The sequence below is a fragment of the Thauera linaloolentis 47Lol = DSM 12138 genome, from assembly GCF_000310205.1.
Lineage (GTDB): Bacteria > Pseudomonadota > Gammaproteobacteria > Burkholderiales > Rhodocyclaceae > Thauera > Thauera linaloolentis.
This window is the reverse complement of sequence record NZ_AMXE01000019.1, coordinates 1-25357: the sequence shown is the minus strand read 5'-3', so window position 1 is coordinate 25357 and position 25357 is coordinate 1. Positions and strand designations below refer to the sequence as shown.

General features: G+C 65.9%; 23 protein-coding genes and 1 tRNA gene. 12 read left to right on the top strand and 12 right to left on the bottom strand.

The genetic code is table 11. From position 1 onward, the window contains the following. Window positions 1–3 precede the first annotated feature (3 nt). Window positions 4–3339: a mechanosensitive channel MscK gene (gene mscK / locus C666_RS07455; RefSeq protein ID WP_004336200.1), complete on the bottom strand. Its 3336-nt coding sequence runs from the start codon at window positions 3337–3339 to the stop codon at window positions 4–6. Between the two features lie 130 nt (window positions 3340–3469). After that, on the bottom strand, window positions 3470–4327 hold the full coding sequence (locus tag C666_RS07450) for a LysR family transcriptional regulator (protein ID WP_004336198.1): 858 nt from the start codon (window positions 4325–4327) through the stop codon (window positions 3470–3472). A 102-nt stretch (window positions 4328–4429) separates the two neighbouring features. On the opposite strand from C666_RS07450, the gene C666_RS07445 reads away from it, so the two are divergent. From C666_RS07445 to C666_RS07435, 3 genes are all read left to right on the top strand, one after another. Continuing rightward, window positions 4430–5629 (top strand): YbfB/YjiJ family MFS transporter, encoded by a 1200-nt coding sequence (locus C666_RS07445; protein ID WP_004336197.1) that lies wholly within the window; start codon window positions 4430–4432, stop codon window positions 5627–5629. 266 nt (window positions 5630–5895) lie between these two features. Continuing rightward, the gene (locus C666_RS07440; RefSeq protein WP_004336195.1) at window positions 5896–8133 is read left to right on the top strand and encodes an NADP-dependent isocitrate dehydrogenase; all 2238 of its coding nucleotides are present in this window, start codon (window positions 5896–5898) and stop codon (window positions 8131–8133) included. Window positions 8134–8337: 204 nt separating this feature from the next. Then, window positions 8338–8796 (top strand): bacteriohemerythrin, encoded by a 459-nt coding sequence (locus C666_RS07435; protein ID WP_004336193.1) that lies wholly within the window; start codon window positions 8338–8340, stop codon window positions 8794–8796. A 14-nt stretch (window positions 8797–8810) separates the two neighbouring features. Here C666_RS07435 and C666_RS07430 read toward each other — a convergent pair whose 3' ends face one another. The 4 genes from C666_RS07430 to C666_RS07415 form a co-directional block, all read right to left on the bottom strand. Beyond that, the gene (locus tag C666_RS07430; RefSeq protein ID WP_004336190.1) at window positions 8811–9197 is read right to left on the bottom strand and encodes a hypothetical protein; all 387 of its coding nucleotides are present in this window, start codon (window positions 9195–9197) and stop codon (window positions 8811–8813) included. A gap of 1 nt (window position 9198) precedes the next feature. Continuing rightward, window positions 9199–10842: a 2,3-bisphosphoglycerate-independent phosphoglycerate mutase gene (gene gpmI / locus C666_RS07425; RefSeq protein WP_004336189.1), complete on the bottom strand. Its 1644-nt coding sequence runs from the start codon at window positions 10840–10842 to the stop codon at window positions 9199–9201. A gap of 143 nt (window positions 10843–10985) precedes the next feature. Further along, window positions 10986–11447 carry a c-type cytochrome gene (locus C666_RS07420; RefSeq protein ID WP_028792378.1) on the bottom strand — a complete coding sequence of 154 codons (462 nt, stop codon included), beginning with the start codon at window positions 11445–11447 and terminating at the stop codon, window positions 10986–10988. 114 nt (window positions 11448–11561) lie between these two features. Further along, the gene (locus tag C666_RS07415; protein WP_004336187.1) at window positions 11562–12659 is read right to left on the bottom strand and encodes an FUSC family protein; all 1098 of its coding nucleotides are present in this window, start codon (window positions 12657–12659) and stop codon (window positions 11562–11564) included. 97 nt (window positions 12660–12756) lie between these two features. Between C666_RS07415 and parA the strand changes: the two genes are divergently transcribed. Then, window positions 12757–13422 carry a ParA family partition ATPase gene (gene parA, locus C666_RS07410; RefSeq protein ID WP_028792377.1) on the top strand — a complete coding sequence of 222 codons (666 nt, stop codon included), beginning with the start codon at window positions 12757–12759 and terminating at the stop codon, window positions 13420–13422. Next, the gene (locus C666_RS20410) at window positions 13419–14042 is read left to right on the top strand and encodes a hypothetical protein (RefSeq protein ID WP_004336182.1); all 624 of its coding nucleotides are present in this window, start codon (window positions 13419–13421) and stop codon (window positions 14040–14042) included. Before parA ends, C666_RS20410 begins: the two co-directional genes overlap by 4 nt. A gap of 43 nt (window positions 14043–14085) precedes the next feature. On the opposite strand, the gene C666_RS07400 is transcribed toward C666_RS20410, so the two are convergent. Beyond that, on the bottom strand, window positions 14086–14997 hold the full coding sequence (locus C666_RS07400; RefSeq protein WP_004336179.1) for a bestrophin family protein: 912 nt from the start codon (window positions 14995–14997) through the stop codon (window positions 14086–14088). Between the two features lie 335 nt (window positions 14998–15332). On the opposite strand from C666_RS07400, the gene katG reads away from it, so the two are divergent. Next, window positions 15333–17507 (top strand): catalase/peroxidase HPI, encoded by a 2175-nt coding sequence (gene katG, locus C666_RS07395; protein WP_004336178.1) that lies wholly within the window; start codon window positions 15333–15335, stop codon window positions 17505–17507. A gap of 77 nt (window positions 17508–17584) precedes the next feature. Continuing rightward, window positions 17585–18259, top strand: a complete 675-nt coding sequence (locus C666_RS07390; protein WP_004336177.1) for an alpha/beta hydrolase — start codon at window positions 17585–17587, stop codon at window positions 18257–18259. A gap of 32 nt (window positions 18260–18291) precedes the next feature. Here C666_RS07390 and C666_RS07385 read toward each other — a convergent pair whose 3' ends face one another. The 5 genes from C666_RS07385 to C666_RS20695 all read right to left on the bottom strand — a co-directional run bounded on the left by C666_RS07385 (window position 18292) and on the right by C666_RS20695 (window position 21649). Beyond that, the gene (locus C666_RS07385; protein ID WP_004336176.1) at window positions 18292–18669 is read right to left on the bottom strand and encodes a DsrE family protein; all 378 of its coding nucleotides are present in this window, start codon (window positions 18667–18669) and stop codon (window positions 18292–18294) included. Beyond that, entirely contained in the window at window positions 18666–19148 is a 483-nt protein-coding gene (locus C666_RS07380) for a glycine cleavage system protein H (RefSeq protein ID WP_004336175.1), read from the bottom strand. Before C666_RS07380 ends, C666_RS07385 begins: the two co-directional genes overlap by 4 nt. Window positions 19149–19167: 19 nt before the next feature. Beyond that, window positions 19168–19264, bottom strand: a tRNA-Sec gene (locus C666_RS20405). A gap of 34 nt (window positions 19265–19298) precedes the next feature. Then, complete coding sequence (gene selB / locus C666_RS07375; protein WP_004336174.1) at window positions 19299–21257, bottom strand: selenocysteine-specific translation elongation factor; 1959 nt, start codon at window positions 21255–21257, stop codon at window positions 19299–19301. A gap of 224 nt (window positions 21258–21481) precedes the next feature. Beyond that, a complete protein-coding gene (locus C666_RS20695; RefSeq protein ID WP_162173257.1) occupies window positions 21482–21649 on the bottom strand; it encodes a hypothetical protein in 168 nt (55 codons plus the stop codon). A 371-nt stretch (window positions 21650–22020) separates the two neighbouring features. Between C666_RS20695 and C666_RS20400 the strand changes: the two genes are divergently transcribed. The 5 genes from C666_RS20400 (at window position 22021) to C666_RS07360 (ending at window position 25102) form a co-directional block, all read left to right on the top strand. Then, window positions 22021–22263, top strand: coding sequence for a hypothetical protein (locus C666_RS20400; RefSeq protein WP_154666240.1), 243 nt, complete (start codon window positions 22021–22023; stop codon window positions 22261–22263). Between the two features lie 121 nt (window positions 22264–22384). Then, on the top strand, window positions 22385–22849 hold the full coding sequence (locus tag C666_RS07370) for a DUF4760 domain-containing protein (RefSeq protein ID WP_157280485.1): 465 nt from the start codon (window positions 22385–22387) through the stop codon (window positions 22847–22849). 11 nt (window positions 22850–22860) lie between these two features. Then, on the top strand, window positions 22861–23307 hold the full coding sequence (locus C666_RS20395; RefSeq protein WP_154666239.1) for a hypothetical protein: 447 nt from the start codon (window positions 22861–22863) through the stop codon (window positions 23305–23307). A gap of 87 nt (window positions 23308–23394) precedes the next feature. Next, complete coding sequence (locus tag C666_RS07365; protein ID WP_004336171.1) at window positions 23395–24489, top strand: IS5 family transposase; 1095 nt, start codon at window positions 23395–23397, stop codon at window positions 24487–24489. 175 nt (window positions 24490–24664) lie between these two features. Beyond that, complete coding sequence (locus C666_RS07360; RefSeq protein WP_004336170.1) at window positions 24665–25102, top strand: HEPN family nuclease; 438 nt, start codon at window positions 24665–24667, stop codon at window positions 25100–25102. Window positions 25103–25357: the final 255 nt, after the last annotated feature.

Here is a 25357-nt window from a genome sequence, read left to right as displayed (position 1 = left end):
GCTTCACCCCAGGGAGCCCGGCGCCTTCCCCACATCCACGTTCCCCGGAGCGGTGGCGGGATGGTTGATGGTTTCCAGCCGGGCTTCCTTGCCGTCGATGCTGCGCACATGCACGTCGATCTGGTTGAAGGCCATTTCGATGGCGTGTTCGCGGAACAGGGCGTCGATGCGGCGGTTGACCTCGTCGATGACGGGGGTCCGGTCGCCGATTTCGCGCACGTGGAGGCGCAGTTCGTGGTCCAGCGTGCTGGCGCCGAAGGCGACGAGCAGCGCCAGCGGCGCGGGCTCCTTGAGCACGCGCGGGTTTTCGCCGGCGGCCTGCAGGAGCAGCTTGCGCGTCAGCGCCAGGTCGGAGCCGTAGGCCACGCCCATCGTCATCGTCACCCGCGTCACGGTGTCGCTCAGCGACCAGTTCACCAGCTGGCCGGTGACGAAGGTCTTGTTGGGGACGATGATTTCCTTGCGGTCGAAGTCGGTGATCGTCGTGGCGCGGATCTGGATGCGGCTGACCGTGCCCGACAGGTTGCCGATGGTGACCACGTCGCCGATGCGCACCGGGCGCTCGAACAGGATGATGAGGCCGGAGATGAAGTTGGCGAAGATTTCCTGCAGGCCGAACCCCAGCCCCACCGACAGCGCGGCGACCAGCCACTGCAGTTTGTCCCAGCTCACGCCCAGGGTGCCCAGCGTGGCGACGATGCCGATGCCGCCGATGAGGTAGGACAGCAGCGTGGTGATGGCGTAGGCGCTGCCTTGCGCGAGCTTCATGCGCGACAGCACCAGCACTTCGAGCAGGCCGGGCAGGTTGCCGGCGAGCACGAGGGCGAGCGTGGCGATGACCAAGGCGCCGAGCACGTCGCGCAGGCTGATCGGCACCAGCGCGGCGGTCTGGCCGCTGCCGCTGGTGTATTCGTACAGCGTGATGTTGTCGAGGTAGGCAAAGACGGTGATCAGATCCGCCCAGACCCAGTACAGCCCACCCAGCAAGGCGCCGAGCAGGCTCAGGCGGATCAGGCGCAGTGATTGCTGGCTCACCTTCTCGATGCCGATCATCGGCACGTCGGGGATCTCGGCGCTGGCCGCGGGGTCGGCCTCCGCTTCGCGTTCGGCGGCTTCGCGCCGCTCGACGGCGCGCTTGTGTTCGAGCCGCCGCGCGGCCACGGCGAGGCCGCGCACCGCGGTGGCATTGGCGATGCCCCAGATGATGAGGATCAGCAGGGTGTCGATCAGGCGGCCGGTGAGTTTCAGCGCGGTGTAGTAGTAGCCCAGGGCCAGGGCCGCGATCAGCGCCAGCGGCATCAGCGCGAGGGCGGTGCCGGCGATCATGCGCCAGGGCGAGGGGGCGGCGTCGCGCGGCTGCTGGTGCGACAGCAGCCGGCCCATCAGCCAGGCCATCACGGCATAGCCCGCCAGCAGGGTCAGCAGGCCGAGCACGTCGTTTTCCAGCCCTTCGGGCTGGCTTTCGGCGACGGCGACGACCAGCACTACCGCCAGCACGACCAAGCCCAGGCGGCGCAGCCGGTGATGCAGCGCCTGGATGACGGCGGGCTGCCATTCGAAGTGGCGTTCGGCGACGCCGCCCGGCGACAGGATGCGGTAGGCGGTGTAGAACACCAGCCAGGCCTGGGCCATGTCCATCAGGCCGCCTCCCAGTGCCAGGTTCTGCCCGCGCCCGTCCATCTGCAGCGCCAGGCCGGCCATCGCCAGCAGCAGGCTCACCGGCAGCGCCAGCAACAGGTTGAGCAGGATGGCCAGCGGCGTGTGGTACTGGGTGTCGCGGCGCACGTAGCCGATGTCGGCGTGCAGGCGTTCGAGGGTGTCGCGCAGCCAGCGCCGGCGCAGCAACAGCAGCACCGAGATCAGCAGTACCGGCAGCATCACCAGCGGCCGCGCCTGCAGGCCTTCCCAGAGCTGGGTGGCGACGGCGCGCCACGGCATCGAGCCGATCTGGCGCTCGAGTGCGGCGGGCAGGCGCTTGAGCCAGTCGAGGTCGAGCGGGCTGTTGCTGGGCACCCAGAACAGTTGTTCATCCACCGTCGTCCGCAGGCGTTCGGCGGTTGCCTGCAACTGGGCTTCCTGGAGCTGCAGGCTGACCGATTCGCCCAGGATGGCGCTGAGTTCGTGGTTCAGGCGCTCCAGCAGTTCCGCCCGGGTGCCCAGCAGGGCGTGCAGGGCGTCGCGCTCGGCGGTGTCCGGCTCGGTGCCCTGCGTGGCGAGCAGCGTGTCGGCGTAGGCCGCGGGGTTGCTCAGCGCCTCGCGCTGCTTGTTGATCTCGAACAGGTAGAGGCGCACGTCGGCGATCTGGTGCGTCAGCGCGTCGTCGGCCTGCGGATCGGGCAGGGCGCGGCGTTGTTCGTTGAGGATGCGCGGCAGCAGCGGGCTGCCTTGCAGCACGTTGATCTGCTCGGCGATGAGCGTGCTGCTGCGGTTGAGCGCGTCGAGGCGCTGCTGGGCATCGAGGTTGCGCTGCTTCAGCTTGGCGAGGTGCTCGGTGGCGCGCAGCAGGTAGGCCGATAGTGTCTGGTTGCTTGCCGTCTCGCGCGCGAGCAGGCTGCCGTCGGCGGCCGCGGCCGCGTCGCCCCGGGTGAGCTGCTGCACCGTTTCCAGCGTTTCGGCGCGGCGGCGCTGATTGATGGCCGACTGGATGAGTTCCATGTCGTGCTCGATCCGGCCCAGTTCGAACTCGGCCAGTTCGCGCTGCGCTTGTGCGACCTCCTGCAACTGGCTGCTGCCCGACAGTTCCGCCAGGCGCAGCGCCGAGCGTGCGTCGAGCGCGTGCCATTCGGCGGACAGGGCGGCGCGGCGTTCGGTGCCCAGACTGCGGCCGCCCTCGCGCCCGCTGCGCAGGGCGGCATCGATGGCCTGCATGCGCGCCTGCATGGCGGCGATGTCGGCCTGGGTGCGTTCGGCGGTGGCGCGCAGGCTGGGGGCGCCAGCCTGGTCGAGCGTGGTGCGCCAGTGCGCGAGCCGGGTCTTGGCCTGAGAAAGCCGGGTTTCGAGCGAATTGAGGCTGCTGTCGGACGTGAACGCCGCCGATGCCGGCTGCGACTGGCGGCGCGCCAGTTCGTTGCGCGCGTCGTCGATCTGGGCGGGCGCGCGTTCCAGTTGCTTGCGCAATGCATCGAGCTGGCGCCGGCTGTCTTCGGCGTCCGCGAGATGGGCGAGGGCTTGCTGCAAATCTTGCTGCGCGGCGAGCTGCTCGGCTTCGGGCAACTGCCGCTGGGGCAGCGTGTCGAGCTGCGCCTGCAGTTCGCCGGCGACGGGCAGCGCGGCCGCTTGGGCGAAGGCGGCCAGGGGGGCGAACAGCAGCACGCAAAGCAAGGTACGCAGGTGGCGCATCGGAAGCGGCTCCCGGGGCGAAAGGGCGGAGGGCGCGCCGGGCCGTCGTGTCGTCACCGCGCGGCCAGCGAACCGCAGTTTACCCATGTGTGGGGCGATCCGGCAGCCGGCATGCGGGTGCCGCGCTGCGTCAGGTATTGCCGGCCATGGCGTGGACGACGGCCTGCGCCAGCGTCTCGAGTATGTGCAGCGGTGTCTCGGTCTTGCGGTACACCATGCCGGTGGGCACCACGCCGATGTCGGCCGGCACTTCGCGTATTGCCAGCCGCGGCGCGTGGACCGATTGCCGGACGACGCGGCGCGGCATCAGCGTCCAGCCAAGCCCGACCGACACGCAGCCGAGAATGCCTTCGAGCGTGCCGAACTCCATCGTGTCGGTGCGGGTGTGGCCGAGCGTGCGTTGCAGCGCGATGGCGCGCGCGCGGTAGGCGCAGCCCTCGCGGAACAGGATCAGCGGGCTGAGCAGGGGGTCGGTGCCGGCAGCGAAGACTTGGACCAATTCTTCCTGCACCAGTTCGTCGAACTGCAGCGCGGGGTGTACCACCGGACCCGCGATGAAGGCGCAGTCGAGCTTGTGGGCCAGCACCTTGTCGATCAGCACGGCGCTGGTGTCCGTCCTGATGCGCAGTTCCAGCGTGGGGTGGGCCTGGCGCAGGTCGCGCAGCGCGGACGGCAGATGGAGCGCGGTGAAGGTTTCCATGGCGCCGATGCGCAGTTCGCCGGCGTCCTCGCCGAGTTGGCGCACGGCGGCCGCGGTCTGGCGTTCGAGGCTCAGCATGCGGCGGGCGTAGTCGAGCAGCACGCGGCCGGCGGGCGCGAGTTCGACGCCGCGGCCGGAGCGGAAGAACAACTCGGTGCCCAGCTCTTCTTCCAGCCGGCGGATGCGGTTGGTGACGTTGGACTGCACGGTGTTGAGCTTGCGCGAGGCGGCCAGGATGCCGCCCTCGTCGGCGACGGCTTCGAAGGTGCGCAGGGCGAGGAGTTCCATGAACGTATCTCTATAGCAGAACGGTCTATTCTAAAATAATCATTTGAGCGGATATCTTACGCCGACTATCGTTTCGGCTCCAGCAGGAGACAGGACATAAGAATGGACGATCAGATCCAAAGGATGAAGGTACTGGGCGCGGGCATTTTCAGCCTGATTCTGGCGATGGGCGTAGCGCGCTTCGCCTATACCCCGCTGCTGCCGGTGATGCAGGCGCAGGCCGGGCTGGGCCTGGCCGAAGGGGGCTGGCTGGCGGCGATCAACTACGCGGGCTATCTGACCGGGGCGCTGGTCGCGGCGTCGATCAGCGATCTGGTGCTCAAGGACCGCCTGTTCCGCGTCGCCATGGTGATGGCGGTGCTGACCACGGCGATGATGGGGCTGTCCGACAGCCTGGCCGTGTGGGCCTTGTCGCGCTATCTGGCCGGGCTCGCCACCTCGGGCGCGATGCTGCTGGGGACGGGGCTGATCCTGAACTGGCTGATCCGCCATGGCCATCGCAGCGAACTGGGCATCCATTTCGCCGGCGTCGGCATCGGCATCGCCGCGTGTTCGGTGGCGGTGGCCTGGATGAGCAGCATGCTGGACTGGCGCGGGCAGTGGTTCGTGTTCACCGCCATCGCCTGCGTATTGTTGATTCCGGCGCTGGGCTGGCTGCCGGCGCCGGACACCAGTCCGGTGACCAAGAGCGGTGCGCCGATGCACGACGATCCGCCGAGTCCCCTGTTCCTGAAACTGTTCATGGTCTCGTACTTCTGCGCGGGCATCGGCTACGTGGTCAGCGCCACTTTCATCGTCGCCATCGTCAATGGCCTGCCCGGGCTGGAAGGAAAGGGGAGCTGGACCTTCTTCGCCATCGGCATGGCGGCCGCGCCGGCCTGCATCGTGTGGGATTTCATCGCTCGCCGCAGCGGCGAGCTCAATGCCCTGATCCTGGCGGCGGTGCTGCAGATCGTCGGTATCCTGCTGCCGGTGGTAGTGGGGGGCGTGACCGGCGCCGCCGCCGGGGCGCTGCTGTTTGGCGGGACCTTCGTCGGCATGGTCAGCCTGGTGCTGACGATGGCCGGGCGCTACTACCCGACACGGCCGGCGAAGATGATGGGCAAGATGACGATTTCCTATGGCGTGGCGCAGATCATCGGCCCCGCAGTGACCGGTTGGCTGGGGGAGGCGTTCGGCAGCTATGCCGGCGGGCTGTACTTCGCCGCCGTCATGATGGCGCTGGGCACGGCGCTGCTGATGATGCTGAAGGCGGTGGAGCGGCGGGACCTCGCCGTGCGCGCGTCCTGCGTGCGGGCTTGAGCGCGGTCGCCGCGTCCCCGGCCGGCCGGCGGACCGTCGGACCGGCGCCTGGCGCTGGCTTCGGTGCCCCGCGGCCCGCCCGGCGGCGGCCGCGGAATTGCCGGGGCATGCGATTTCCTTGAGGGTTTTGATGTTTACCGGGTGTCGGGGGTGGGCGTTGCGTGGTATTTTCCTGCCGGCTGCGCAAGCATGTCCACGTGTCGCGCAACGCGACCGGGAGTCGCCATTGGATTGGCGTCAAGAGACTAGAAATCTAGGGGAAAAGAATGGCTGAGGGGAAATCCAAGATCATCTATACGCTCACGGACGAAGCGCCGCTGCTGGCCACGTCCGCGTTCCTTCCGATCATCCGCACCTTTACCGGCCCGGCAGGCATCGAAATCGAAGAGGCCGACATTTCCGTGTCGGCCCGCGTGCTGGCAGAGTTTCCGGAATTCCTGACCGAATCGCAGCGCGTGCCGGACACGCTGGCCGAACTCGGCCGACTGACCCTGCTGCCCGATACCAACATCATCAAGCTGCCCAACATCAGCGCATCGGTGGCGCAGCTGAAGGCGTGCATCAAGGAACTGCAGGGCAAGGGCTATGCGCTGCCCGACTTCCCGGACGACCCCAAGACCGACGAGGAAAAGGCGCTGCGCACGCGCTATGGCAAGTGCCTGGGGTCGGCGGTCAACCCGGTGCTGCGCGAAGGCAACTCCGACCGCCGCGCGCCGGCCGCGGTCAAGAACTACGCCAAGAAGCACCCGCACTCGATGGGCGAGTGGAAGCAGTGGTCGCAGACGCACGTCTCGCACATGCACCACGGCGACTTCTACCACGGCGAAAAGTCGCTGACGCTCGACAAGGCGCGCGACGTGAAGATGGAGCTGATCACCAAGTCGGGCAAGACCGTCGTGCTCAAGCCCAAGCTTTCGCTGCTCGACGGCGAGATCATCGACTCGATGTTCATGAGCAAGAAGGCGCTGTGCGAGTTCTACGAGCGCGAGCTGGACGACTGCCGCGAGGCCGGCATCCTGTTCTCGCTGCACGTGAAGGCGACGATGATGAAGGTCTCGCACCCGATCGTCTTTGGCCACTGCGTCAGGATCTACTACAAGGATGCCTTCGAGAAGCACGGCAAGCTGTTCGACGAGCTGGGCATCAACGTCAACAACGGCATGGTCGACCTGTACGAGAAGATCAAGACCCTGCCCGAGTCCAAGCACGACGAGATCATCCGCGACCTGCATGCCTGCCACGAGCACCGCCCCGAGCTGGCGATGGTCGACTCGGCCAAGGGCATCACCAACTTCCATTCGCCCAACGACATCATCGTCGACGCGTCGATGCCGGCGATGATCCGCCAGGGCGGCAAGATGTGGGGTTCCGACGGCAAGCAGTACGACAGCAAGTGCGTGATGCCGGAATCGACCTTCGCCCGCATCTACCAGGAGATGATCAACTTCTGCAAGTGGCACGGCAACTTCGATCCGCGCACCATGGGCACGGTGCCGAACGTCGGCCTGATGGCGCAGAAGGCCGAGGAATACGGTTCGCACGACAAGACCTTCGAGATCCCCGAGGACGGCGTCGCCAACATCACCGACCTCGCCACCGGCGAAGTGCTGCTGTCGCAGAACGTCGAGGCCGGTGACATCTGGCGCATGTGCCAGGTCAAGGACGCGCCGATCCGCGACTGGGTCAAGCTGGCCGTGACGCGCGCGCGCAATTCCGGCATGCCGGCCATCTTCTGGCTCGACCCGTACCGCCCGCATGAAAACGAGCTGATCAAGAAGGTCAAGACCTACCTGAAGGACTACGACACGGCCGGCCTCGACATCCAGATCATGTCGCAGGTCCGCGCCATGCGTTACACGCTGGAGCGCGTCGCCCGCGGCCTGGACACCATCTCGGTCACCGGCAACATCCTGCGCGACTACCTGACCGATCTGTTCCCGATCATGGAACTGGGCACCAGCGCCAAGATGCTGTCGATCGTGCCGCTGATGAACGGCGGCGGCATGTACGAGACCGGTGCCGGCGGCTCGGCGCCCAAGCACGTCCAGCAACTGACGCAGGAGAACCACCTGCGCTGGGATTCGCTGGGCGAGTTCCTCGCGCTGGCGGTGTCGATGGAAGACCTCGGCATCAAGACCGGCAATGCGAAGGCGAAGATCCTCGCCAAGACGCTCGATCTGGCCACCGGCAAGCTGCTCGACGAGAACAAGTCGCCGTCGCCCAAGACCGGCCAGCTCGACAACCGCGGCAGCCAGTTCCACCTGGCCACGTTCTGGGCCGAGGCCCTGGCCGAGCAGACCGAGGATGCCGATCTGGCGAAGCATTTCGCGCCGCTCGCCAAGGCCCTGGCCGGCAACGAGCAGAAGATCATCGCCGAGTTCGCCGAGGTGCAGGGCAAGCCGGCCGACATCGGCGGCTACTACAAGGTCGATGCGGCGAAATGCGGCGCGGTGATGCGCCCGAGCACCACCTTCAACAGCATCCTGGAGTCCGCGAACGCCTGATGCCAAGCGCGTGAACGCGGAGGACGGCGCCCTCCGCGGCACGGGTCCATGCCGGCTTCTCCGCGAGGAGAGCCGGCATTTTTCATTTTCATGTCGATGAAATATTGATGTGGATCAAAAATGGGTACCTGATATGACTGCGTGTATGCTGCTGCCCTTTCATGCCCCGGGCGGACAGCCACGGCATCACGGAGGAAGCGCAGCGTGCCCTTTATCTGGAACCCCGATCTCGACACCGGCATCGACGTGATCGACCAGCAGCATCGCCGCATCGTCGATTACATCAATGCGCTCGAGATCGCCAATGCCGCCGGGGACCGGGACGAAATCGGGCGCACGCTCGACGATCTGGTCGACTACACGGTGTCGCATTTCGCCTTCGAGGAAAGCCTGCAGGAAGAAGCCGGCTACACGTTCTGCAAGCCGCACAAGCGCGTGCACGAGCTGTTCGTGCGGCGGGTCAACGAGTATGTCGAGCGCCACCGCCTGGGCGACGACGTCGGCAGCGAGCTGTACAAGCTGCTGTCCACCTGGCTCGTCAATCACATCAAGCGCGACGACGCCGACTATGTCGCGGCGGTGAAGGCCAACATGATTGGCATCATCGCCGAGAAGCGGCAGCGCAAGGATAACGGCTGGCTCAGCCGCTTCTTCCGCCGCTAGGCTGCGGGCGGCGCTCAGGCCGCCCGGCAGTCGTTGGCGAGCGGGGCGTGGGTGCGCCCGTCGAGCAGCAGCCCTTTCCACGGCAGGTCGATCCAGACCAGGCCGCTGGCCGCATCCTCGAAGCGCGGCAGGCCAGAGTCGGAAAAGTCGCGTTCGAGCTGGTAGCTGCGCCCTTTCCAGTCCAGTTGCAGGCGGTGGTTGACCTGGCCCTGCATCTCGCGCCGCAGCCCGATGCGCAGGCCTTCGTCGCAGTGATACTGGCCGCTGGGCAGGGCGAAATGAAACTGGCCGCTCTGGCTGGAAACGCCGTTGTCCGATTCGACCACCGGCGGCTGCAGGCCGCAGGCGGAAAGCAGCAGGGCGGAGCTGGCGAGGCAGGCGGGGAGGCGGCGGCGCGTCATGTCACTTCACCACCAGCAGGCTGTCGTCCCAGCGCTCGTGCTTCTGCAGGCCGAGCAGGTTCGCCACCGTCGCGGCGATGTTCGACAGGCCGGCGGTTCCGGTCTGCTCCAGGCCCAGCCTGCCGCCGCTGACGTTGTCGTAGAGGATCAGCGGCACCGGGTTCAGCGTGTGGGCGGTCTTGGCCTTGTAGGAGCCGTCCTCGTTGACCGCCGGCTCCTTGGTCTTCTTGTCGAGTTCGAACATTTCGTCGGCGTTGCCGTGGTCGGCGGTGACCAGCGCCACGCCGCCGGCCGCGTCGACCGCCCGCAGCAGGCGCGACAGCGCCAGGTCGACCGCCTCGATCGCCATCGTCGCGGCGCGGAAGTTGCCGGTGTGGCCGACCATGTCGCCATTGGCGTAGTTGCAGCGCAGCACCTTGTAGCGGCCGGACTGCAGCGCGGCGATCATCGCGTCGGTGATCTCGGCGGCCTTCATCCACGGGCGCTGCTCGAAGGGCACGACGTCGCTGGGGACTTCCTGCCAGGTCTCGCCCTCGAACTTGCCCGAGCGGTTGCCGTTCCAGAAGTAGGTGACGTGGCCGAACTTCTGCGTCTCGGAGCAGGCGAACTGCGCCAGCCCCGTCTTGCTGAACCATTCGCCCGAGGTGTTGCGGATGGCTGGCGGCGTGACCAGGAAGCGCTCGGGCAGATGCAGGTCGCCGTCGTACTGCAGCATGCCGGCGTAGGTGACGCGCGGCCGGCGCACGCGGTCGAATTCGCTGAAGTCGTCCTCGACGAAGGCGCGGGTGATCTCGATCGCGCGGTCGCCGCGGAAGTTGTAGAACACCACTGCATCGCCGTCCTCGATGGTGCCGATGGGTTTGCCGCCGTCGGCGATGACGAACTCGGGCAAGTCCTGGTCGATGGTGCCGGGATTGCGCTCGCGCAGGCCCTGGACCGCCTCGGTGGCGTTGGCGAACTGCGGGCCTTCGCCCAGCACGTGGGTGCGCCAGCCCCGCGCCACCATCGGCCAGTTGGCGTCGTAGCGGTCCATGGTGATGGTCTGGCGGCCGCCGCCCGAGGCGATGCGGGCGTCGAAGCCGTCGGCGCTGATTTCGTCCAGGAAGGCTTCGAAGGGCACGACGTAGTCCAGCGCGCTGGTTTCGGGCACGTCGCGGCCGTCGAGCAGCGCATGGATGCGCACCGTCTTCACGCCTTCGGCCCTGGCCTGCGCGACCATCGCCTTCAGGTGGTCGATGTGGCTGTGCACGTTGCCGTCGGAGAACAAGCCGATGAAGTGCAGCACGCCGCCGTTGCCGGCCTTGGCGGCGGCGACGGTTTCCTGCCAGGCCGCGCCCTGCCAGATCGTGCCTGCGGCGATCGCGTCGGCGACCAGCGCCGCGCCCTGCGCATAGACCTGGCCGGCGCCGATGGCGTTGTGGCCGACTTCGGAATTGCCCATGTCGTCGTCCGACGGCATGCCGACCGCGGTGCCGTGGGCACGCAGCGTGATGTTCGGATACTGGGCGAACAGGCGGTCCAGCGTCGGCTTGCGCGCGGCGTCGATGGCGCTGCCGACCGTGTGCTTGGGAATGCCGTAGCCGTCCATGACGATCACGACGACGGGGCCCGGGACGCCGGCGAAGGCAGGGTTCTTTTGCAGCATGGTCGCTTCCTGAAGGAGAGATTCGGGGCCGGCGCTGTGGGCCGCGTCCGGCCAAACCGTCATTTTCCTTCAAATCGGGGCCGTCGTCGCATGGGTGTTTTCAATCGTTGCAATCGATTCCGGCCCGATCCCATGCCGGTGGCCTACTTCTTGAAGTCGCTGTGGCACGACTTGCAGCTCGCATGGACCTTGTCGTAGGCCGTCTGGATGCGGCCCTTGTCGCGCGTCTGCGCGGCCTGGGCCAGTGCGTCGGTCGCCTCGTAGAAGTCCTGCCGTTCGTGTTCGAAGTCCTGCGCGCGTTCCCATACCGCGGCCCTGGCCTTGGTGGGCGGATAGAGGGTGTCGGGCGTGAAGTGCGCCCATGGCGCTTCGCGCAGGCTGACGAGCTCGTTGGCGAGGCGCACGAATTCGTCGGCCTGGTAGCGATCGGTGCGCAGCATCGTGCCCATCGGCTCGAAACTGCGCAGCATGGCTTTGAAGGCGTCCTGGCGATGTTTGACCGGCTGCCCGGGGCGGGTGTCTTCCACCGGGCCGCTACAGGCGGCGAGGCTCAGCAGCAGGAAAAGGGACGGGAGGGCAAGGGACGGGAGGGGCGCTCGGGACATGGGCTGGATTGCGATACTCGACAAGGTTGGGAAAAAACGCGTGCTCGGCACGGCGCAGTCGGTTCCGACCGCACCGGCCGTGAGTCGTTCAAGGGCGCCGGGGATGGTGGCGGCTCAGGGCCGCCGCAGCCGCGATGGCGTCAGCCTGCGCAACTGGCGGCCGACCGTCTGGCGAAAGCGCGCATTGTGCAGGCAGATGCCGCCCGCCAGCCCGACCAGGCAGCCGAGCAGGGTGTCGAAGAAGCGCGACTCGAGCAGCGCCGCGGCAGGCAGTTGCCCCAGCGTGGGGGCTTCGGCCAGCAGGATGGTCAGGGGGGTGATGAAAACGACGGCGAAGCCGTAGTGCCGCACCACCGTGCTTTCGATGACGAAGGTGAGCGCGATCACGATCGGCGCGATGCTCCACGGCGACAGCGGCAGCGAGATGATGCCCCACGCCAGCAGCATGCCGACGGCGGTGCCCAGCACGCGGTGCAACTGGCGGTTCCACACCGCGCGCATCGATACGCCCTGGATCACCGCCAGGCAACTGATCGGCACCCAGTAGGGGCGGTCGAGCTGCAGTGCCTGGGCGATGGCGAGGGACAGGCCGACGAAGGCGCCGATCACGATCGAGTCGAGCACGACGATGTCGAAGTCGGCCTCCGGCTGCGACGCGGTGGCCTCGGGGGCTTCCTGGCGCAGGATGTGCAGGCTGTAGAAGAAGGCGATCAGGCTGGCGAGCAGCGTGCCCATGGTCAGCAGCCCGACCTTGAGCGGTACTTCCTCGACGGTGCCCGGGGTATGGGCCGCGATCGCCGCCGCCATGACGAAGAACAGGCTGCCGGGCGGTCCGATGCGGTAGAAGCGGGCCACCATCGACACCAGGATGGTGATGAGGCCCAGCATCAGGGCCTGCGCCAGCGGCACGAAATGGGCGATCGCGCCCAGCGTGTAGCTGGCCGACATGCCGAAGCTGCAGGCCATCAGCCAGGTCATGCGGTGCGAGAGCGGCGTGTTGGGCTGGTACAGGAACACCAGGCCGCCGAGCGAGGAGATCAGGCCGTATTCCAGATGGCCGAAGAATGCCCCCACCACCAGCGGCAGGCCGGACGCCAGCGCGGCGGCGAAAGGCATCTGCCAGCGGCGGTTGCTGGGCGCGATGGCGATGAGCTGGCGCCATTCGGAGAGGATTAGGGCCTTGAGCCGCTGCAGTGCGGAGGGACGGTTCATGGTTCTGTGGCGATGATGTGCGATCGATGTGTAACACACCCGCGGCGATGCTTGCGATAGCATCTTGCAGTATTACCTTTTCTTTTCCGGACGACACATGAGCGTACCCACGTTGATTGCCCTGATTTCGCAGAAAGGCGGCTCGGGCAAGACCACGGTGGCGATGCAGCTGGCAGCGGGCATGGCGCTGGCCGGCTACCGCGTCGCGCTGGCCGATCTCGATCCGCAGGAAAGCGCGTCGCGCTGGGCCGAATCCGCACCGCCCGATGTGCCCTTCCCCGCGCGCCTGGTGCGCCTGCAAGGCAAGGCGAAGGACATGGCCCGAACCCTGAAGCCCGTCGCCAACAGCGTCGACGTGGTGGTGATGGACTGCCCGCCGTCGATCGAGCATCCCCATACGATGAGCGCGCTGGAGCTGTGCGACCTCGCGCTGGTGCCGGTGGTGCCCAGCCCCACCGACCTGTGGGCGACGCGCGGCATCGAGCGCCTGATCCTCGACCGCCAGCGTCAGCGCCCTGCCCTGCGCGGCGCCTTGCTGCCGAACCGCGTCATGCGTACCGCGTTGGCCGGGGACGTGCTGGACGTGCTGCAGGATTTCGAACTGCCGGTACTGGGCGTCGCGTTGTCGCAACGCAGCGCCTACGCGCTCAGCGCGGTGCGCGGCACCTCCGTTTTCGGGCTCGGCCGTGCGGCTGCGGTGGCCCAGGAAGAGGTCGAGCAACTGGTCTCGGCCGTTCTCAAACTGATCGAGGATGATCGATGACCACGCCAAGAAGCACGCAGTCCAGGCTGCGTGAAACCCTGAAGCAAGAAGATAGTTCGCTGTCCGAACGCCTGCCGGCCGTGGCTGCGCCAGCGGCCGCCGAAGTAAAGGCGCAGCCGGCGAAGGCCGCACCCAAGGCGCCGGCCGCCGCTCCGCGCAAGGCTGCAGCGCCGAAGGCGGTGCAAAAGCCCGCACCGAAGCCCGCACCGAAGCCCGCACCGAAGCCCGCACCGAAGCCCGCACCGAAGCCCGCACCGAAGCCCACGGCCAGGACGGTGGTCGTTTCCGTGGCGGAGTCCGCCGCGGCGGCGGTGGCGCCCGGCCAGCGCAAGTCGTCGGGGGTGGCGAAGGCCGATGCGGACAAGCGGAGCAAGGCCGGCAAGGAAAAGCCGGGCAAGCCCGAGAAGGTCGCGCGCGACTCCTTCTCGATGCCCGCCGGCGAGCACAAGCGCATCAAGGCGCTGCGCGACGCGCTGGCCAGGACGGGGTGCGTGGCGAGCAAGTCCGAGGTGCTGCGTGCCGGCCTGGCCTTGCTGGCGGCGCGGGATCTGAGCGAGGTCGTGCGGGTCGTCGGCGCCCTGCCCAAGGTGCCCAAGGGCAAGCACGGCAAGAAGGCCTGAGAGCCCCCGCCGCTTTGCTTTCGGCACCGCGCCGATGCCGGATTCAGCGCAGCAGGAAGTTTTCGTCGGGCATTGGCGCGGGCGGCGGCGTTTCACCCAGCAGCTCGCGCAGGCTGGCGTCGATGCCGGCGACGATGGTATCGAGCGCCAGGTCGTTCGGCATGGTGCCGAAGGGTTCCTCGATTTCGTCGCTGAGCGCTTCGAGCGCAAAGAAGGTGTAGGACACGAAAGCCACCACCAGCGGCATCATCAAGCCGATCGAATCGACCAGCCCGAAAGGCAGCAGCATGCAGTAGAAGTAGGCGCTGCGGTGCAGGATCACCGTGTAGGTGAAGGGCAGGGGCGTATTGGCGATGCGCTCGCAGCCGCCCAGCGTGGCGGACAGTTCGTCGAGCCCGGCCTCCATGTGCTGGGCGAGGATCGGCTGCAGGGTGCCGTTGTCGCGCCGCTCACGGAGCCATTGCGCCAGCCACACCAGAATCAGCGTTGGAGCGGAGCGCGTGCCCGCGAGGCGGGCGGCGAGCGTGTCCGGCAGCAGGCCGGACAGCCCCTTGTCGCAGGGCTGGCCCCGCAGCTGATTGCGCATCGCCGTGGCGAAGCCGATCAGCCCGAGCACGAAGGGCCGCACGTCGTCGCCGTGCGCGGTCAGCGTCAGCGCCTGGCGGGCCAGGTTGCGGGCCGTGATCAGCACCCCGCCCCATAGTTTGCGCGCTTCCCAGTAGCGGTCGTAGCTGGCATTGATGCGAAAGCCGAGGAAGATGGCCAGTGCCACCCCCATCAGCGAGAACGGCGCGGCGGTCAGCGTCACCTTCCAGTCGAAGAGTTCGCCATGTGCCAGCAGCACCGTACAGGAGAGCAGGAAGACGAAGAGCTGCTGCCCGAAAATGCGGCGCACCAGCGAGCCGCGGCGGACGAACAGCAGATGGAGCCAGTGTGGGCGGGGGCGGACGATCACGATGCGGGCTTAGCGAAAGAAAGCGGAATTCTGGCATTTTTTTGCGGCGCAGCAAGTGTTGTCGCGATCCGTTACAGGAAGGCTTCGCCCGCCGTGTGGCGAGGGAGGAATGCTGCGAAACCTACCCTGTGCGGATGCGGGTCAGACCCGTCCGGGGATGCACTTGATATAGTTTTTATTGTGCGCCGCATGATTATGAATAGTTTGTGTCAATCATGCACATTGCTTCAATAATGTGCGGTCTTTGCTAGGCTAGATCCATCAGCGGTCGCGGACACGAAGGGTTTTCCGGAGGTCTGCGGCTTCAGCCAACGTAGCGACGACAGGAGATGGACATGAGCGGGAATGACATGAAGGCCGGTGGCGGGTGTCCGGTGATGCACGGCGGCAATACGGCGGCGGGCAGTTCGAACATGGACTGGTGGCCGAAGGCGCTGAACCTCGACATCCTCCATCAGCACGACAGCAAGACCAACCCGATGGGGCCGGGTTTCGACTACCGCGAAGAGCTGAAGAAGCTCGACGTCGCGGCGCTCAAACAGGATCTCGTCGCCCTGATGACCGACAGCCAGGACTGGTGGCCGGCCGATTGGGGGCATTATGGCGGCCTGATGATCCGCATGTCGTGGCATGCGGCGGGCACCTACCGCATCGCCGACGGCCGGGGCGGCGCCGGCACGGGCAACCAGCGTTTCGCGCCGCTGAACTCGTGGCCTGACAACGCCAATCTGGACAAGGCCCGCCGCCTGCTGTGGCCGATCAAGAGAAAATACGGCAACAAGCTGAGCTGGGCGGACCTGATCGCTCTGGCCGGCACCATGGCCTATGAATCGATGGGCCTGAAGACCTACGGCTTCGCCTTCGGCCGCGAGGACATCTGGCATCCGGAAAAAGACATCTACTGGGGTTCGGAGAAGGAATGGCTCGCCCCCAGCGACAACCCCAACAGCCGCTACTCCGGCGAGCGTGACCTGGACAACCCGCTTGCCGCGGTGATGATGGGCCTCATCTACGTCAACCCGGAAGGTGTGGACGGCAAGCCCGACCCGCTCAAGACCGCGCAGGACATCCGCGTCACCTTCGCGCGCATGGCCATGGACGACGAGGAAACCGTCGCCCTGACGGCCGGCGGGCATACCGTGGGCAAGACGCACGGCAATGGCGACGCCGCCAGGCTGGGGCCGGCGCCCGAAGCCGCGGGCGTGGACGAGCAGGGCCTGGGCTGGCTCAACAAGACCAGCCGCGGCGTGGGGCGCGACACGGTGACCAGCGGCATCGAAGGCGCTTGGACGACTCACCCCACGACCTGGGACAACGGCTACTTCGACATGCTCTTCGGGCACGACTGGTGGCTGCAGAAGTCGCCGGCGGGCGCCTGGCAATGGGAGCCGGTCGACATCAAGGAAGAGGACATGCCGGCCGACGTCGAGGACCCCTCGATCCGCCGCAAGCCGATCATGACCGACGCCGACATGGCGATGCGCTTCGATCCCGCGTACCGCAAGATCGCCGAGCGCTTCCACAAGGATCCGGCCTACTTCTCCGAAGTGTTCGCCCGGGCCTGGTTCAAGCTCACGCACCGCGACATGGGCCCGAAGTCGCGCTACTTCGGCCCCGACGTGCCGGCCGAAGACCTGATCTGGCAGGACCCGGTCCCCGCCGGCCGCAGCGATTACGACGTCGCCGCGGTGAAGGCGAGGATCGCCGCCAGCGGCCTGAGCGTCGGCGACATGGTCGCCACCGCGTGGGATAGCGCCCGTACCTTCCGTGGCTCGGACAAGCGCGGCGGCGCCAATGGCGCCCGCATCCGCCTTGCTCCGCAGAAGGACTGGGAGGGCAACGAGCCCGCGCGCCTGGCCAGGGTGCTGTCGGTGCTCGAAGGCATCGCGGCCGAGACCGGCGCGAGCGTGGCCGACGTCATCGTGCTGGCCGGCAACGTCGGCGTCGAGCAGGCCGCCAGGGCGGCGGGCCACGACGTCGTCGTGCCCTTCTCGCCCGGCCGCGGCGATGCCACGCAGGAGATGACGGACGTCGAATCCTTCGAGGTGCTCGAGCCCCTGCATGACGGCTACCGCAACTGGCTGAAGGCGGACTATGTCGTCAGCGCCGAGGAAATGATGCTCGACCGCACGCAGCTGATGGGCCTGACCGCGCACGAGATGACCGTGCTGGTCGGCGGCATGCGCGTGCTGGGCACCAACCATGGCGGCAGCAGGCACGGCGTATTCACCGACCACGTCGGCGCGCTGACGAACGACTTCTTCGTCAATCTCACCGACATGGCCTACACCTGGCAGCCGGTGGGCAAGAACCTGTACGAGATCCGCGAGCGCAAGACCGGCGCGGTCAAATGGACGGCCACCCGGGTGGACCTGGTATTCGGCTCGAACTCCATCCTGCGCGCCTATGCCGAAGTCTATGCGCAGGACGACAACCGGGAGAAGTTCGTGAAGGACTTCGTCGCGGCCTGGGCCAAGGTGATGAACGCCGACCGCTTCGACCTGGGTTAAGCTCCGCCCTGGCTGCCCACCCCGCGCGCAGGTGCGGGGTGGGCTTTTTTACGTGCGAACGCCACACAGGGGGCCGTATGTCCGAAATCAGCTTTCTCGAAGTCGAAACCGTGCCGGACCCCAGCGTGGCCGTGATCTGGATGCACGGCCTCGGCGCCGACGGGCACGACTTCGAGCCCATCGTCCCCGAACTTGCGCTGGCGCCCTCGCCCGCCGTGCGCTTCATCTTCCCGCATGCGCCCCACCAGCCGGTCACCTGCAACGGCGGCTACGTCATGCGTGCCTGGTACGACATCGTGTCGCTGGCGCCGGACAGCCGCGAGATCGACGAAGCGGGCCTGCTCGCCTCGCGTGACATCGTCCGTGCATTGATCGCCAACGAAACGGCACGCGGCATCCCGAGCGGGCGCATCTTCCTGGCCGGTTTCTCCCAGGGCGGCGCGGTCGCCTACCTGAGCGCGCTGACCCATCCCGAGCCACTTGCGGGCGTGATCGCACTATCGACCTACATCCCGGCCGCCCACCTCATCACGCGCGAGCTTGCCGCCGCCAACCGCGGCATCCCGCTGTTCGTCGCGCACGGCACGGAAGACGACGTTGTCTCCCCCGGCCTGGGCCGGCAGGCGCTCGATCTGCTGCACAGCGTCGGCCTCGAACCCGAGTGGCACGCCTACGCCATGCCGCACGCGGTGTGCCCGCAGGAGATCGCCGACATCGGCGCGTGGCTGCGGGAGCGGCTGGCGGCGTTGTGAGTCCCGCGTGCCGAGGGAAATGTTTGAAAGCTTCAGAACGTCAGCGTCCGCCAGGCCGGATCGAGCGTGCGGCCGATGAAGGCGGCGGCGCCGGCCTGGCCGCAGACTTCGGCACGCAGGTTTTCCGGTTTCACGCCATGGGCCTGCATCGCGCTCGGGCAGGCGTACAGGCGGGTGCCGTAGCGGACGGCTTCGAGCAGGAAGTGGGACAGCGGCGGCGCTTCGTGCCCGCCCGGATGGAGCGTTTCGGCCACGCCGGGCAGCAGCAGCTGCACCGAGCGCGCGGTGAAGTACATCTCGACCTCGGCATCCATCGCGGCGGCGGCGGCGGCAAAGTGGAAGGGCGTGGCGCATAGTTGCGGGCTGTCCGGATCGGCGGCCCAGACGAGGATGGCGAGGCGCTCGTTCATCCGCGCAGGCCCTTCGCGCCTTCGCCCAGCAAGGGCGCCTGGAAGCTGCGCAGGTCGTCGAAGCGCCACAGGTCCATTTGCGCGGCGATGCCGGCGCGGGCCTCGTCCCAGCACAGCAGGTGCTTGTCCGCATCGCCTGGCGCGATGCGCAGCCGCACCAGCCAGGCGGCGTAGGCGTCGGTGTTCATCAGCGCGGCGGAACGCGACAGGGCATCGTTGCCTTCGATCAGCGCGGCCTCGACCGGGGTCTTCACCGGGAACACGGTCTTGCCGGCTTCGAGCAGGCCGAAGGCCCGTCCGGCGGCCAGCGAGCGCCCGCCCGGCTTGGAGGTGAACAACAGGATCTCGCCGGCGATGGCGACGCCGAAGGGGGTCACGCCCACGCGCCAGACGCCATCCGCTTCGGCGGCAAACCACAGGTGGTTCGCCGGGTCGTAGCGGAGGTCTTGCGGAAAGCGGCAGCCGCGCAGTTCAGCCATGATCCGTCGTGGGAAAGGATGGCGGAAGAGAATGGGAGTCGAACCCACCTGGGACCGGCTGACGGCCCCACCTGGTTTTGAAGACCAGTCGCCCCACCGGGGAACGCCTCTCTTCCGCTGGAAACCGGATTGTAACCACGTCGTGGCTCTTCATGCGTCCTCGGCGGCGGGCGGTTCGCCGCGCAGGATGTGGGCGCGCTGGCTGCCCTTGCCGACGCGGCGGGTGAAGCCGACGCGGTCGAAGAATTCCAGGATCTGGATCGCCCGCTTGCGCCCGCCGCCGATGCGGTCGCGGAAGTCGGCCGCGCGGATGCGGCCGTCGTGGCCGGCGGCCAGTTCGCGGACGATGCCGCTCATCTGCGCCACGGTCGCGCGCGCATAGAACAGGTCGCGGATGATCTGGAACACCTCGCCGCGCATCGCCACGCGGCGCAGCAGGCGGCGGACCTCGGCTTCTTCCAGCGCACAGCTCGCGGCGATGTCCCGCACCCAGGGGGGATCGAAGGCGCCGTCGCGCAGGCGTTGCAGGATGCCGTCGGCGCGCAGCCGCTCGGCGGGTGAAAGCTCGGCGGTATGCGCCGGCAGATGCCAGGCCGAGCCGGCGCGGCACAGACGCCCGTCCGCCAGCAGGCTTTCGAGGCGGGCGAGGAACACGGCGGGGGGCAGTTGCGGCGCGCACATCCGGCGCAGGCGCTCGCGCTCCACGCCCGGCTCGTCGGCAAAGGCCTCGTGGTGCGCCGCCAGGCGGCCGAGAATGCGTTCGGCCAGCGCTTCCCAGGCCGCGGGCGAAAACAGCCGGATGCCGGTTTTAGTGGCGATGGCCTGCACGCCCGGCAGGCGCGCCTGCCAGTGCTGCACATCCATGCCGTGCAGGTTGTGGGCGGTGGTGAGTTCAGCCGCATCCGCACCGTGGGCCGCGGTATCGACCTGGGCGCGCAGCCGGACGTCCGCATTCTCGTGTTCGAGCGCCGCCAGCAACGCCAGGCGTTCCGGCCGGCGGCGGTGGCGGGCGGGCGGGAAAGGGTCGAGCACCGTGCCTCCGCCCAGGGTCTCGCGCCCCGCCGCGTCGCGGATCACGATGCGGTCGCCGCAACAGGCGAACAGCGGCCGGTCGAGCACGGCCTGTACCAGGCCGTCGTCCCCGCCCGCCAGTCCGCCGGCTTCCAGCGCGCCATCGAGCAGCACCAGCCGTGCCATTGCGTGGCCGCCGGCATGGTGGAGCGTCGTGCCTGTCCATTGCCCCAGCTTGCGCCGCACGTCCGGCAACAGATGCAGGCGCAGGTCGAGGCGATCGGTGGCGCGCACCGGGCCGGGCGACAGCAGCCAGTCGCCGCGCTCGATGTCGCGGTATTCGATGCTGGCCAGATTCACCGCGCAGCGGCTGCCCGGGCCACCGACGTCGGCCTTGCGGTTGTTGACGTGCAGCCCGCGCACCCGCAGTTCGCGGATCTCGCCGCCCGGCCGCGCCAGCAACACGGTGTCACCCACGTGCAGCCGGCCGGCATGCACGGTGCCGGTTACCACCGCGCCTGCGCCGGCAATGGCGAAGCGGCGGTCCACCACCAGGCGCAGGCCGCCCTGCACGCTGCGCGCGCCCTCCTCCGCGGCGACCGCGTCGAGATGCGCGCGCAGCGCCGCCACGCCCTCTCCGGTCTGTGCCGACAGTGCGAACACCGGCGCCGCCGCCAGCCGGGTCGGCGCCAGCAGCGCCGCCACTTCGGCCCGCACCGCCTCGATGCGTTCCAGCGGCACGCGGTCGCACTTGGTGATCGTTACTGCCCCGCGGCCGATGCCGAGCAGATGGACGATGGCGAGGTGCTCGCGTGTCTGCGGCATCACGCCGTCGTCGGCCGCCACCACCAGCAGCGCGAAGTCGATGCCGCTGGCGCCTGCCAGCATCGTCGGCACGAACTTCTCGTGCCCCGGCACGTCGATGAAGGCCAGCGTCCGCCCCTCGCCATCGCCCGCCAGCGGCGCATAGGCATAGCCCAGCTCAATGGTGATGCCGCGTTGCTTCTCCTCCGGCAGGCGGTCGGTGTCCACGCCGGTCAGCGCGCGGACGAGCGTGGTCTTGCCGTGGTCGATGTGGCCGGCGGTGCCGATGAGCATGGGGAGGTTTCCTGTTGATGATCGACCCGCGAGCCAGAGCCGATTCAAAGCCCGCTTCAAAATGATTGGCAAGCAGTAAAGCCGGCTTCGATGTCCCGGTTTCGCTGAATGTTCGCAGGATGGTCGGTCTTGCTCAAGAATTCAGTACCTCGGCCCAGAATGTTGCGGGCGTCAGTATACGTGTGCGGCCCAGGCGGCCAAGCTGCAACAGGCCGGCTCTGCGATCACCGGTCGAGTGCTTCGCCAAGCATGGCGGCAAGTTCCGCCTCACCGATGTCGGCATTACCGATTTTGAGGCTCGCCTCGTCGTCGCAATCCGCCTCGGCAGTCGCAGGCGCCCCACCATCATCAACAGGTGGCGCACCGCATCCACCGCCTGCGTGAATTGCCACGCCGCTATTCCGTCTACCCTGCCCAGCTCTTCCAAGGCTCCACGATGGCCGCCGTATGAATGGCGATCCGCCGACCGCGAGCAGCCTCGGCATAGGCTTCGGCGTGGCGCACATACCAGCCACAGCCGATGTCTTCACGCCTGATTCCGCGAGGATGATCAGGCACTTACGCCAGAATCGGGCTAGCGTGACGGTGTGGTTTGACAAGGTCATGGGGCTGGATTAGTGTCGTTGCCAATGGTACTGAAGCAATTTTGATTGATGCTAATAAAATATTTTGGGCGGGGCGATATGTGGATTCCGTCTACTCACTAGCCGGCCCGTTCCGTCTACTACACTGTTAGGGTCACGAAAATTCGAGGCGGCTTCCAATGCATAACATGATCCAGCAAGAGTTAGATTTAATTAATCAGCGAATCGGTCTTATGACTGTCGGTGCGCAGGCCGGCCTAGTTTCGATATTTGGTGACCATTGGCGGCAACTCATTAAGCGTCATGATCCTCGTAATTTTGGCAAAGCGTTTAAAGCGGCTGTTGCAGCCAACCATATAGCAGGCGTTAAATGGGTGCGCATCGAAAACAGTGGAAGATTCGATGTCTATGAAAAGATCTAGCCCTAACAAGGCATTCAAGCGGACGGGCTATGCCCGCCGCTTAACTTGAGTGTTAGACCTCAAGACCGCCCAAATCGCCAACCGAAGGATCATCATGTACCCAGAGTTCCTCATATCTGCCATGGCCCTGATGATCTCAGCGCTCAGCGCGCTCGCGACTCTCTACTTGGCCCAGCAACTTTCAATTCTTCGAAGAACATATCTTCGGGAAGCGAAGGCTAGTCAGATGGAGCGCACTCTTCGAGCCGTACAGTTACCGGCCGAAATATCAGCAACTATCGACAAGCTCCTTTATCGAGCAGCGAGGGGTGATGGTGATGAACTCATAGTGAACGCCAAGGAAGCCATCGAAATCACAGCTGCACTCGAATTCCTTGAAACGTTGGCAACTGGAGTTCTGTCAGGTGTCTACGACGAGGACATCGCGTATTCAAGACTTGGTGACCGAGTTGTTTACTTCTACGAGGTTGCCAAACGCTTCATATACGAGTCCCAAAGTCGATCGCGGGCGAGTCTCTATGTACAGCTAACTCAGCTGGCGCGGACTTGGCAGTCGCGTGAGCGCCACTCTAGCTATCGGTTCTAAGGAGATAGCAAGTGGCAACCCCCTTTGAAATCATTGCTGACCACTGCGTTCGCAACAACAAAAGCGATTGCGTGCGGGATCTGGCATTCAGCATCTATCGCCAACAATTTGAATCGCTGACTCTTGGCAAAACCCCTCCTTTGGACGCTGCTGCCGTGCAAGCAACAGAGCAGACACTGCTCGCCCCTGGAAGCTTGATCGCGCATACGCGGTCCGCTGAAGAAATTCTGCGAAAGCAGTTTGAAGGCGAGGCAAGTCAGCTCCAATCCAAGATGAAGCGTGAATCCTTTTGGTATGCAGTTGGCACAGGAATTGTCGGCAACATCATTTATTCGCTTCTTCTGATAGTTCTCTTTGCCGTTGCCAAGGACCAACTTTCGTCTTGGCTGTCCAGCTTGGTACAAGACAAGCCACCAGCTATTGAAAAGTCGAGCGAACCGAAAAGACCCGCGAGTTGAGGCTTAACAGGGTGATGCAGAATCCAGTGAACGATCCGACCACCCATCTGTCCTATCCGTATCTCCCGAACCCCAGGCACAGCACCGATGCGCGGCGAAGTAGATCCCCCGTCCTCGATGTTCCACTCTTTCTCGGTCGAGTCCCGGATTCCGGCCGATCATCCTTTTCGACGGGTGAAGCAACTGGCTGACTCGGCGCTGTCGGCCATTTCGGCGGAGCTCGATGGGCTCTACGCCAAGGGCGGCCGACCGTCGATTCCGCCGGAGCGACTGCTCAAGGCCCAATTGCTGATCGCTTTCTATTCGGTGCGCTCGGATCGGCAGTTCTGCGAGCAACTCGATTACAACCTGCTGTTTCGCTGGTTTCTCGATCTGGACCTGGAGTCGGGCGGATTGGATCAATCCAATTTCAGCCGCCTGCGCGAGCGATTGGTCGAGACCGACATCGCCCGACGCTTCTTTGATGAAGTGGTGCGTCTGGCCCGCAAGGACAAGCTGCTCTCGTCCGATCACTTCACCGTGGATGGCCCCTTGATCGACGCCTGGGCGTCCTTCAAGAGCTTCAAGCGCAAGGACGATGACGAGCCGCCCAAGTCCGGCGGGGACGGTACCGGCATGGTGGATTTCAAGGGCGAGAAGCGTTCCAACGCCACTCACCGGAGCACAACCGATCCCGACGCGAAGCTCATGAGGAAAGGCAACGGCCAGCCGGCCAAGCTCAGCTACGGCCGCCATGCGCTGATGGAGAATCGCAGTGGCCTGTGCATTGATCTGCTCATTACCGATGCGACGATGGCCGAACACAAAGCCGCCCGCCAGTTGCTCACCCGCGCCCGGCGCCGCCGGATTCATCCCAAAACCCTGGGGGTCGACAAGGGCTACCACGTGAAGGACTTCGTCCAACATTTGCGCGAGCACAAGATCAAGCCGCATATCGCCCGCATTGAAGGACGCAAGACACCGGGCCTCGATGGACGGACGACCTGCACCGAGGGCTACAAGGTCAGCCAGCGCAAACGAAAGCGGGTTGAAGAGATTTTCGGCTGGCTGAAGACGGTGGGCGGAATGAGAAAGACTCGTTTCATCGGCCAAGCCCGAACCCAGATCGCCGCCTACCTGTCGGCAGCGGCGTATAACCTGCTGCGAATTGCGAAATTGCAGGACGCGGGGCGTACGGCATGAGGCGAAGCCTGAAATCCGGTGAAAGCCTATTCCCCGGCCCGCTCGACAGGCATCAAAACGGAACTGAGAATCCATTTCGGGGGATGAAGTCATGAGACACCGAATGATGAGCGTCAGCCTGGACCTGGGGCCTGAGATTTTTGCATCGGCCTGCTAGGCAATCAGGAACCGCACTATGGAATACGATCCGGATTTCGCACGCAGCTTCATGGAGCGAACGCTCACCCTCGCCACCGAGTACGAGGGCCCTCTTGACGCAACTCTCCTGATTAACTGCCTTCTCGGCCTCCTAGTAGTGCCAAAGGAGGCGTTGCTCATTGAGAAAATCCCAAGCACCGCTTTCGCATCTATAGCGGATTGGGGTATTTCACCTACGTCCATAATGAGCTTTGGCAAGTGCGACCAAGGTCACGAGCACCAACCCAACCTTAAGCAACTGGTTCGAAGGCTACGTAATGCAGTCGCGCACTTCAAGATCGATCCTGTCCATCGTGCCGGGCGAGTCACTGCCTTCTCATTCCGTGACCGGAACGGTTTTTATGCAGTTATCCCGCTGGAAGAGCTCAAAGAATTTGTCGCATTTTTATCAAAGTATCTTCACGAAAATGCCTAACAAGCGCTTGCAGCGGACCGTCAAAACGCTGCGCATTTTGCCGTCCGCTGAAGCGTCACGCAAGGGCTTCCCCATCTGTCAAGCAATAGCTTCCCCTGGCCCACAGAGTGGACGACGTTTCCCTTGCTGAACAACTTTCCCCCGAATGAGCTGCAAACAATGCAATAACAACAAGGTGCGGACTGGCCAGACTACAAACGGTCACTCTTGCAGCACTTTGATGGCTGCGGACCCTGATGAAGGACGCACGCGGGG

Coding starts and splice junctions, on each gene's coding strand:
- selB (WP_004336174.1), bottom strand. CDS start 21,257: ATGCTCATCGGCACCGCCGGCCACATCGACCACGGCAAGACCACGCTC.
- C666_RS07360 (WP_004336170.1), top strand. CDS start 24,665: ATGGAATACGATCCGGATTTCGCACGCAGCTTCATGGAGCGAACGCTC.
- C666_RS07365 (WP_004336171.1), top strand. CDS start 23,395: ATGCGCGGCGAAGTAGATCCCCCGTCCTCGATGTTCCACTCTTTCTCG.
- C666_RS07370 (WP_157280485.1), top strand. CDS start 22,385: ATGGCCCTGATGATCTCAGCGCTCAGCGCGCTCGCGACTCTCTACTTG.
- gpmI (WP_004336189.1), bottom strand. CDS start 10,842: ATGCTGCAAAAGAACCCTGCCTTCGCCGGCGTCCCGGGCCCCGTCGTC.
- C666_RS07450 (WP_004336198.1), bottom strand. CDS start 4,327: ATGGAACTCCTCGCCCTGCGCACCTTCGAAGCCGTCGCCGACGAGGGC.
- C666_RS20400 (WP_154666240.1), top strand. CDS start 22,021: ATGCATAACATGATCCAGCAAGAGTTAGATTTAATTAATCAGCGAATC.
- C666_RS07380 (WP_004336175.1), bottom strand. CDS start 19,148: ATGGCTGAACTGCGCGGCTGCCGCTTTCCGCAAGACCTCCGCTACGAC.
- C666_RS07445 (WP_004336197.1), top strand. CDS start 4,430: ATGGACGATCAGATCCAAAGGATGAAGGTACTGGGCGCGGGCATTTTC.
- C666_RS07440 (WP_004336195.1), top strand. CDS start 5,896: ATGGCTGAGGGGAAATCCAAGATCATCTATACGCTCACGGACGAAGCG.
- parA (WP_028792377.1), top strand. CDS start 12,757: ATGAGCGTACCCACGTTGATTGCCCTGATTTCGCAGAAAGGCGGCTCG.
- C666_RS07430 (WP_004336190.1), bottom strand. CDS start 9,197: ATGACGCGCCGCCGCCTCCCCGCCTGCCTCGCCAGCTCCGCCCTGCTG.
- C666_RS07420 (WP_028792378.1), bottom strand. CDS start 11,447: ATGTCCCGAGCGCCCCTCCCGTCCCTTGCCCTCCCGTCCCTTTTCCTG.
- C666_RS07385 (WP_004336176.1), bottom strand. CDS start 18,669: ATGAACGAGCGCCTCGCCATCCTCGTCTGGGCCGCCGATCCGGACAGC.
- katG (WP_004336178.1), top strand. CDS start 15,333: ATGAGCGGGAATGACATGAAGGCCGGTGGCGGGTGTCCGGTGATGCAC.
- mscK (WP_004336200.1), bottom strand. CDS start 3,339: ATGCGCCACCTGCGTACCTTGCTTTGCGTGCTGCTGTTCGCCCCCCTG.
- C666_RS07390 (WP_004336177.1), top strand. CDS start 17,585: ATGTCCGAAATCAGCTTTCTCGAAGTCGAAACCGTGCCGGACCCCAGC.
- C666_RS07415 (WP_004336187.1), bottom strand. CDS start 12,659: ATGAACCGTCCCTCCGCACTGCAGCGGCTCAAGGCCCTAATCCTCTCC.
- C666_RS20410 (WP_004336182.1), top strand. CDS start 13,419: ATGACCACGCCAAGAAGCACGCAGTCCAGGCTGCGTGAAACCCTGAAG.